This window comes from Cognatishimia sp. 1_MG-2023 (genome assembly GCF_030548175.1).
GTDB lineage: Bacteria > Pseudomonadota > Alphaproteobacteria > Rhodobacterales > Rhodobacteraceae > Cognatishimia.
On the sequence record NZ_JAUORX010000001.1, the window covers coordinates 619,932 to 627,686 of the forward strand.

Here is a 7,755-nt window from a genome sequence, read left to right on the forward strand (position 1 = left end):
CTATTCGTAGCGTTCCAGAAAAGCTTCGGCGCTGAGGGCGCGGAAATCGGTTAGAGCCTGTCGTAGTTGATCGTGCGGCCAATCCCACCATGCCAAGGCCATTAGCCGGTCTGAAATATCCGTTTTAAACCGGCCGCGTAAGGGCTCTGCCGGAATGCCCGCGACGATCATATAGGGCGGCACGTCTTTGGTGACGATGGCGCCACCTGCGACAACTGCGCCGTGTCCAATCGTGACCTCTGGGCGCACCTGCGCGCCATGGCCTAGCCATGTATCGTGACCAATCACGCAACGGCGGTTTTTTCTGTGGGCGAACCAGCCTTCGTCATGCGTCGCATCGTCAAAGTAATCTGCCGAGCGGTAATGGAAATGATGCAAGCTGGCCTTGTCCATTGGGTGATCTGTTGCGCCAATTCGCACGTAGGACGCAATGTTCGAGAACTTGCCAACAGAGGCATTGGCGATGTCACAGAAGCGGTCGCAGTAAGAATAGTCGTCTATGTGGCTATGCGCCAAACGTGTGCCCTGTCCGATCTCTACATAGGTGCCGAACGTCGTGTCGTTGACGCTGCAATCCGGGTGAAGAACGGGCGTTTCTGCGGATAAACGTGCCATTAATGCCTGCCCTCGTCCCCTTTGATCAGCTTACGGCGAAGCCAACCAGATAACGTATCCATCGCCATCACCAATAGGATGATCAGAACGATGTAATAGGTGACTTCTTCCCAGTCTTTTTGGGTCGCGATGGCTTGGGTCAGCAACAAACCAATGCCGCCGCCAGTGATTGTGCCAATGATCGTGGCGGACCGGGTGTTGGATTCTAAGTAATAGAGCACCTGGCTAAGAAGCACCGGCATCAACTGCGGCATCACGCCAAAGCGGTAACGCTGTAGGGGTTTTGCACCTGTCGCTGTGATCCCTTCGATCTGCTTGTCATCCACGTTTTCAAGCGCTTCGGAGAACATTTTTCCGAAAGACCCGGTGTCTGTCAGCAAGATCGCAAGCGCACCTGTGAGTGGGCCCGGGCCAAATGCGCGGCTTAGAACAATCGTCCAGATCAACCCATCTACGCCGCGTAGGAAGTCAAAGAGGCGGCGCGCTGCGAACCGGAATATACCCAGCGGGGTGAAGTTGCGTGCTGCGAGGAACGCCAGTGGCAAAGCGATGATTGCAGCGCCGAATGTACCCAAGAAGGCCATCAACAAAGTTTCAAGCAACGCCCACATAACATCGCCATGCCGCCACATCTTGTTGTTTGTAAAGTCATTCCAGATGGCACCTGCTTCGCCGCTGAAAGCAGATGACAGCAGCTTGATTGGTCCCATGCCATGATACGGGCTGTCTAGCGTGAAGAAGAACAGCTCCCATCCAAGGCTGTATTTGAACACCTCGGCGCGTGCCCGTGTGATGGTAAGACGTCCCGCTTCTGTGTTGATCATGACGCGGTTCTTTGAGGCGTTGATGTAGCTGGGCAATTCCCCAGCGGGGAACACGGCATTCACGCCTGTTCCGTCGGGGCGTGCTGTTATCAGGCCATAGCCGGGAATGTCGTAGCTGACCTGCGCGCCAAGTGTGATCAGATGGCCCTTACCCAAATCAACCAATGTACTGTCTTGGCCCAGCGTGACCCAATCAGGTGCGGTCCCATTTGGGTAGGCCCCCTTGCTTTCGCCTTCGATGGAAATGGACAGGCCGCCATTGCGGTTGTTTTGCGTCACATGGGTTTTGTAGCTGTAGGTATCTGACACCAACGTGCGGGCGTTATTAATATTCATACGTTCGCCAAGCCCGGCAACGTCAAAGGACACAAAGATGTAGGCCAGATAGGCCAAGATCACCAAGGGCACGGCCATCGTCATCCGCTTTTTGCGGCTGAATTGCGCGACAGTGTTCATCTGCAGGGTTGTGGCGGTCATAGGATCACCTCTGAACGTTTTGCACCGTGGGTCAGGCGATCGCGCAGCAGGCTGGACAGCTGATCAACGGCGACAATAGTGAGGAATAGGAGAAGAAAGATAGCGGCTGCTTCGTCGTATTTACCGACACCCCAGCTCATCGTGTTCCGCAAGTCGTAGCCAATGCCCCCTGCCCCGACAAAGCCGAGAATGGCCGAGGCACGGATGTTAATTTCAAAGCGCAACAGAGCATAGCTAAGATAGTTCGGAGCCACTTGTGGGATCACGCCAAGCCACATGCGTTGCGTCCAATTGGCACCGACCGAGGCCAACCCTTCGACGGGTTTTAGCGAGGCGTTTTCATTCACTTCGGAAAACAGTTTGCCCAAGGCACCCACAGTATGAAGTGCGATTGCGATCATGGCAGGCACCGGCCCGCCACCCAGCATAAAGATCAGGACCAAGGCAATCACGATTTCCGGGACCGCTCGTAAAACATCAAGGATGCGGCGTAGCGGGCCGACCAGCCATGGTGTGGGGGCAAGACCACGTGTTACCAGCAGTGACATGAGCAAGCCAATCATCGCACCAATCAGCGTAGCCGCGGCGGCGATGTTGATCGTTTCGATGAGCGAAGGCAGATATTTGATAAGGAAGCCGGGTAACAGGGGAGCGCGCTCTATCGCCTCGCCCATCATAGCAGCAGGGAAGTCAAAGATGTTGCCCAGCCCGTCCCAGAACCCACCAGCATTGCGGCTGTCAGCCACATAAAACCCGGAAGCCAGCATAGCGATAAACAGCATCAACATGATGACATTCATCAAGCGCTTGGATTTGATCTGCGCAAGATAGGCATCACTTAGGTCCGTCGCAGTGGCCTGAGTATTCGAAGATTCCGCCATATTTGCCCCCTACAAAAATAGCTGACCCCAGAGTGTCTAGGGCCAGCAGATGGTTTGACTTTTCGTCGGCTTAGTTGGACTTCGCCAAACGCGCACCAACGATGGATGTGTAGGCGTCATGGGTGATTGGGTCGAAACCGCTGACTTCGCCACCGGCAATCGCGGTTGCGCAGGCTGGGTCCGTTTCGCCAATGTTATCAATGATGCTTGTCACTTTCGCGCGCACATCATCTGGCAGCGCATTGCGCAGAACCACAGGCTCGCCCGGGATCAGTTTTGAGCTCCAGATTTCCACCAGATCGTTCATATCAACAAGGCCCGCGTCCACCGCTTTGCGCAGCGCGCCAAAGTTGTAGCCGTCTTCCCAGTTGCCTTGGCCATCAGACCAGGTCACGCCACCGTCGACATCACCGTTGTTTACTGCAACGATTGTTTGTTCGTGACCGCCGGTGAACTTGACCTCACCAAAGTAATCGCCGCTTTCCATTGTCGCGCCAGTTGTTTGCGGAATCTCGATGGATGGGATCAGGTAGCCAGAGGTTGAATTTGGATCACCGAAGCCAAAGACTTTGCCTTTCAGGCTTTCCAAAGAGGTGATGCCGCTATCTGCGCGGGCAAAACCGATGGAGTAGTATCCTGTAGAGCCGTCAGTGTTCACTTTGACAAGGATCGGGGACACAGCGGTTTCATCAGCAATATGAACCGCTGCATAAGAGGATGGACCCATCAGCGACAGGTCGATTGTGCCGCCCAATAGGCCTTGGATCACGCCGTTGTAGTCAGCAGGTGCGAAGATTTTGGTTGGGACGCCTAGCGCCTCTTCGATGGAACTGCGCAGGCATTCGTTGCTGTTCATGCGGTCTTGGGCATTTTCACCCCCCAAAATGCCGATGCGGAATTCGTCGATGGCATGGCCGTCAGCAAAAGCTGCGCCGGACAATGCTGTTGTGATTAGGGAAAGTGCGATGATCTTTTTCATCTGAAGTCTCTCTTTTGTCAAAAGCACCCCCACACGAGGGTGCGAGGGAAAACTGTTGGCGCTACTGCGCGACGACGTCGGCCAGCAATTTCTTGCCCGGCTCGGATGTTTCGATTTCGGTGGATGTGGTTGCTTCAGAAAAGCTATCGTCCGCACCATAAATGTCGCGGGCCACGCCGGTGGTCAGTTGGTCAGGCGTGCCATCAAAGACAATCTTACCGCCCCGCATACCGATCACGCGGTCACAGTAACGGCGCGCGGTATCCAAAGTGTGCAGGTTGGCGATGACCATGCGGCCGTCTTGTTCGTAAATGTCGCGCAAGGACTGCATAACGACCTGCGCGTTCATAGGGTCAAGCGAGGCGATAGGCTCGTCTGCCAGAATGATCTGTGGGTCTTGCATCAGCGCACGTGCAATGGCGACGCGCTGTTGCTGACCACCAGACAAAGCCTCTGCCCGTTTGGGGGCGTGCTCTGCAATCCCTAGGCGCTCTAGAATATTGATGGCGCGGTGGATGTCCTCATCTGGATACAGATTAAACATCGTGGACAAAGTAGAGCGTCGGTTCAACGTGCCATGCAGAACGTTAGAAACAACATCCATACGTGGCACCAAGTTGAACTGCTGAAAGATCATCGCACATTGCGATTGCCAACGACGTTTTTCAGCGCCACGCAGGCCCGTCACGGCCGTGCCGTCAAAGGTAATTTCACCGGATGTCGCGTCTGTTAATTGGTTCAGGATTCGCAGCAGCGTTGATTTACCAGCACCAGATCGCCCAATGACGCCAATCATCATCGGCTTATCTACAACAAAAGACGCCGATTGAACCGCCGTATTTGCGCCAAAAGACTTTGTGATATTCTCAAATCGTAGCATGTCATCATCCCCGTGTTGCGGGTCTGATAAGCAGTGCATGCATCAGTTTTGTATCGAACTTAAGAAGTTTTTATGAACGGTTGGGTGTTGGGCCTATCGCAGTAATGAAATGCATTCTCTGCGAATTTAGCTGGCTTTCGAAAAGCGAGCGAAGCTTCCACGCATAGCCATTAGTATTGTGAGGTATAAGTCTTGGCTGACCACCAAGCACAATAGCTGGGTAAGCTTAACTTCAACTTGCTTCGCATATAGGAAAAATGGCTGGGGTGGTAGGATTCGAACCTACGGTACACGCTACCAAAAAGCGTTGCCTTACCACTTGGCTACACCCCAACTGTGGTGCGCTGAATACGACTTGTGTTACGCCTGCGCAAGACCCGAAAAGCAATTTTTTTCTCGAAAATGAATTTTTTTTAACTGCGCAAAACTTCGGCTTTATTTTACAGGCAAAAACGAAAAAAGGAGCCGTAAGGCTCCCTTTGGGTTCAATTGGTTTGGCGGTTAACGGCCTCAGTTCAGGCGATCTTTGACCAAGGCGCCAACTTTACCGAAATCCATTTGGCCGGTGTACTTGGCTTTCAGCGCACCCATGATTTTACCCATGTCGCGCACAGAACTTGCACCAACCTCTGCAATCGCTGTGTCAATTGCGGAAACCACTTCGTCGTCAGACAGCTTTTGCGGAAGAAATTCTTCGATCACTGCGATCTCGGCAACTTCCCGTTCAGCCAAATCCAAACGCCCGCCCTCTTCGTAGGTGCGCGCGCTTTCTTGACGTTGCTTGACCATCTTCGACAAAATCTGAAGGACATCAGCGTCTTGCGCGCCTTCGTCATTGCCGTCGCCCCGCATGGCGATGTCCAAATCTTTGATCGCGGCGTTCACAAGGCGCAAGGTAGACAGGCGATCAGCCGCCCGGTCTTTCATGGCCTGCTTTAGCGCATCGGTGATCGTGGTACGCATGCTCATTTGGCAATATTCCCTATTCTCATACAGAGGCTTGGACCATAATGAATAGCGTTGCGAGACGCAACCTTTGATGGAAAAAGTTAAGTTATTGAAAATCAACAATTTTCACTAACGTTCTAGACCTTGACGCCGACCCGCCTTGGCCTTAATTTCCCGACAATTTGTCCACACCCCGGAGAGTCGCTGCCATGGCCCACGTGCCTTCAAACACGCCAACTGCTTGTCTTGCTCTAGCTGACGGGACCGTTTTCTACGGTCGCGGTTTCGGAGCGGTCGGGGAAACGACCGCCGAGCTTTGCTTTAACACAGCAATGACCGGCTATCAGGAAATCATGACAGACCCGTCTTATGCGGGCCAGATCGTGACCTTTACCTTCCCACATATCGGCAACACCGGTGTCACACCTGAAGACGATGAAACCGGCGATCCAGTCGCCGCTGGCATGGTTGTGAAATGGGATCCGACAGAACCATCTAACTGGCGCTCGACCAGCACCCTGTCAGACTGGCTTGCGTCACGGAACCGTATTGCCATCGGCGGTGTTGATACCCGCCGCCTGACCCGCGCCATTCGCGCGCAGGGGTCACCTCATGCTGCACTAGCGCATGATCCAGAAGGTAAATTTGACGTAGCCGCATTGGTTGAAAAGGCCCGTGCATTTGCGGGTCTCGAAGGGTTGGACCTCGCCAAAGACGTGACATGCGCGCAAAGCTATCGTTGGAACGAAATGCGGTGGGCATGGCCAGATGGCTACCCAACGCAAGACGCGCCTAAGTATAAAGTGGTGGCCGTCGATTTCGGTGCAAAACGCAACATCCTGCGCTGCTTGGCGTCTGTGGGTTGCGACGTAACTGTATTGCCTGCAAGCGCGACTGCCGAAGAAGTTTTGGCACATAATCCTGACGGTGTGTTCCTGTCAAACGGCCCGGGCGACCCTGCGGCGACCGGCGAATATGCCGTGCCAATGATCCAAAAGGTTCTGGAACAAAAAGACTTGCCGGTCTTTGGTATCTGCTTGGGTCACCAAATGCTCGCGCTGGCGCTTGGTGGTAAGACCATCAAGATGAACCACGGCCATCACGGTGCGAACCATCCGGTAAAAGACCACGAAACTGGTAAGGTTGAGATCACATCAATGAACCACGGCTTCGCGGTTGATAGCCAAACCCTGCCAGACGGTGTTCAAGAAACACACACGTCTTTGTTTGACGGTTCCAACTGCGGAATCCGCATCGCGGATCGCCCAGTTTATTCTGTACAGCATCACCCAGAAGCAAGCCCAGGACCACAAGACAGCTTCTACCTGTTTGAACGCTTTGCCGCCTATATGGATGCACGCAAAGCGGCCTAAATCGCTTTTCGGTTTTTACGAAGACTTAAGTTCTACCCCTCACCCTGCTTGCAGGCTGAGGGGTTTTTCATGCAGCACTCACGGTTTCGATTCTTTGAGTCGATTCACCAATCCGAACCAGATCGGCATACCGGCCTTGGGCGGCGCTTGCTTGAGGACGGCGCAATAGCGCCTTGGCAATTGTTCTATGCTATGGCGCGGCAAAAGCTTTGGGATGCGTCGCTTGTCGACATTCTTATGAGCAAGGGTTGGATCACCGAGGCACAACAGCTGCGCGTTATGGCGCCCTACTTTGGAACGCATGTGGTGGACCTTGAACAAGCACCGCCAGATGACAGGCTACAAGGTATCATACCACCAGATCTTTGCCTGAAATATGCATTGGTGCCGTGGATTCGATTGAACGGAGCGTTGACGATTGCCACCAGCCGTCCAGAAGATTTCGGCACCATACAGGGCACGCTACCCCTAGAGGCGCAAGATGCGCACATTGTCTTGGCCACGGAACAGCAAATTCAAAACTATGTCGCAAACAGGCACAAAACTCAGTTGGCGCTGGCCAGCGAAACCTGTGTAAAACCAGAAGAAAGCTGCCGCGGTTGGGGGCGGTCCCCTTGGCGTCGCTACATCGGATTTGCCCTTTGTGCTGCAATGATATTTGCGGCGTTTCAATTCAAAACCGGTGTCGCGATCACCGCACTGACGCTCATTGCCGTTACAATGCAATTCATGTCTGCCGGAATGAAAATATCAGCTTTGTTCGCGAGTCGCCGGTTTG

General features: G+C 53.7%; 7 protein-coding genes, 1 tRNA gene and 1 pseudogene. 2 read left to right on the top strand and 7 right to left on the bottom strand.

The window, feature by feature from the left end:
• The 7 genes from Q4544_RS02975 to Q4544_RS03005 form a co-directional block, all read right to left on the bottom strand.
• Positions 1-615: a chloramphenicol acetyltransferase gene (locus Q4544_RS02975; protein ID WP_303503975.1), complete on the bottom strand. Its 615-nt coding sequence runs from the start codon at positions 613-615 to the stop codon at positions 1-3.
• The gene (gene phnE, locus Q4544_RS02980; RefSeq protein WP_303503976.1) at positions 615-1,916 is read right to left on the bottom strand and encodes a phosphonate ABC transporter, permease protein PhnE; all 1,302 of its coding nucleotides are present in this window, start codon (positions 1,914-1,916) and stop codon (positions 615-617) included. The genes Q4544_RS02975 and phnE (Q4544_RS02980) overlap by 1 nt, the downstream gene beginning before the upstream one ends.
• Complete coding sequence (gene phnE, locus Q4544_RS02985) at positions 1,913-2,797, bottom strand: phosphonate ABC transporter, permease protein PhnE (protein ID WP_303503977.1); 885 nt, start codon at positions 2,795-2,797, stop codon at positions 1,913-1,915. The genes phnE (Q4544_RS02980) and phnE (Q4544_RS02985) overlap by 4 nt, the downstream gene beginning before the upstream one ends.
• Before the next feature lie 70 nt (positions 2,798-2,867).
• A complete protein-coding gene (phnD, locus tag Q4544_RS02990; RefSeq protein WP_303503978.1) occupies positions 2,868-3,776 on the bottom strand; it encodes a phosphonate ABC transporter substrate-binding protein in 909 nt (302 codons plus the stop codon).
• 61 nt (positions 3,777-3,837) lie between these two features.
• Positions 3,838-4,656 (bottom strand): phosphonate ABC transporter ATP-binding protein, encoded by an 819-nt coding sequence (phnC, locus tag Q4544_RS02995; RefSeq protein ID WP_303503979.1) that lies wholly within the window; start codon positions 4,654-4,656, stop codon positions 3,838-3,840.
• 258 nt (positions 4,657-4,914) lie between these two features.
• Positions 4,915-4,989: transfer RNA gene (locus Q4544_RS03000), tRNA-Gln, on the bottom strand.
• A gap of 177 nt (positions 4,990-5,166) precedes the next feature.
• Positions 5,167-5,625 carry a GatB/YqeY domain-containing protein gene (locus tag Q4544_RS03005; protein ID WP_303503980.1) on the bottom strand — a complete coding sequence of 153 codons (459 nt, stop codon included), beginning with the start codon at positions 5,623-5,625 and terminating at the stop codon, positions 5,167-5,169.
• 188 nt (positions 5,626-5,813) lie between these two features.
• Here Q4544_RS03005 and carA point away from each other — a divergent pair, with 188 nt between their 5' ends.
• On the top strand, positions 5,814-6,977 hold the full coding sequence (carA, locus tag Q4544_RS03010) for a glutamine-hydrolyzing carbamoyl-phosphate synthase small subunit (RefSeq protein WP_303503981.1): 1,164 nt from the start codon (positions 5,814-5,816) through the stop codon (positions 6,975-6,977).
• 69 nt (positions 6,978-7,046) lie between these two features.
• Positions 7,047-7,755: pseudogene (locus tag Q4544_RS03015) on the top strand (hypothetical protein); the annotation flags it as partial.

What these genes read in the sequence shown, in the direction of transcription:
- Q4544_RS02975 (WP_303503975.1), bottom strand. Translation starts at nt 615, where the DNA reads ATGGCACGTTTATCCGCAGAAACGCCCGTTCTTCACCCGGATTGCAGC.
- phnE (WP_303503976.1), bottom strand. Translation starts at nt 1,916, where the DNA reads ATGACCGCCACAACCCTGCAGATGAACACTGTCGCGCAATTCAGCCGC.
- phnE (WP_303503977.1), bottom strand. Translation starts at nt 2,797, where the DNA reads ATGGCGGAATCTTCGAATACTCAGGCCACTGCGACGGACCTAAGTGAT.
- phnD (WP_303503978.1), bottom strand. Translation starts at nt 3,776, where the DNA reads ATGAAAAAGATCATCGCACTTTCCCTAATCACAACAGCATTGTCCGGC.
- phnC (WP_303503979.1), bottom strand. Translation starts at nt 4,656, where the DNA reads ATGCTACGATTTGAGAATATCACAAAGTCTTTTGGCGCAAATACGGCG.
- Q4544_RS03005 (WP_303503980.1), bottom strand. Translation starts at nt 5,625, where the DNA reads ATGAGCATGCGTACCACGATCACCGATGCGCTAAAGCAGGCCATGAAA.
- carA (WP_303503981.1), top strand. Translation starts at nt 5,814, where the DNA reads ATGGCCCACGTGCCTTCAAACACGCCAACTGCTTGTCTTGCTCTAGCT.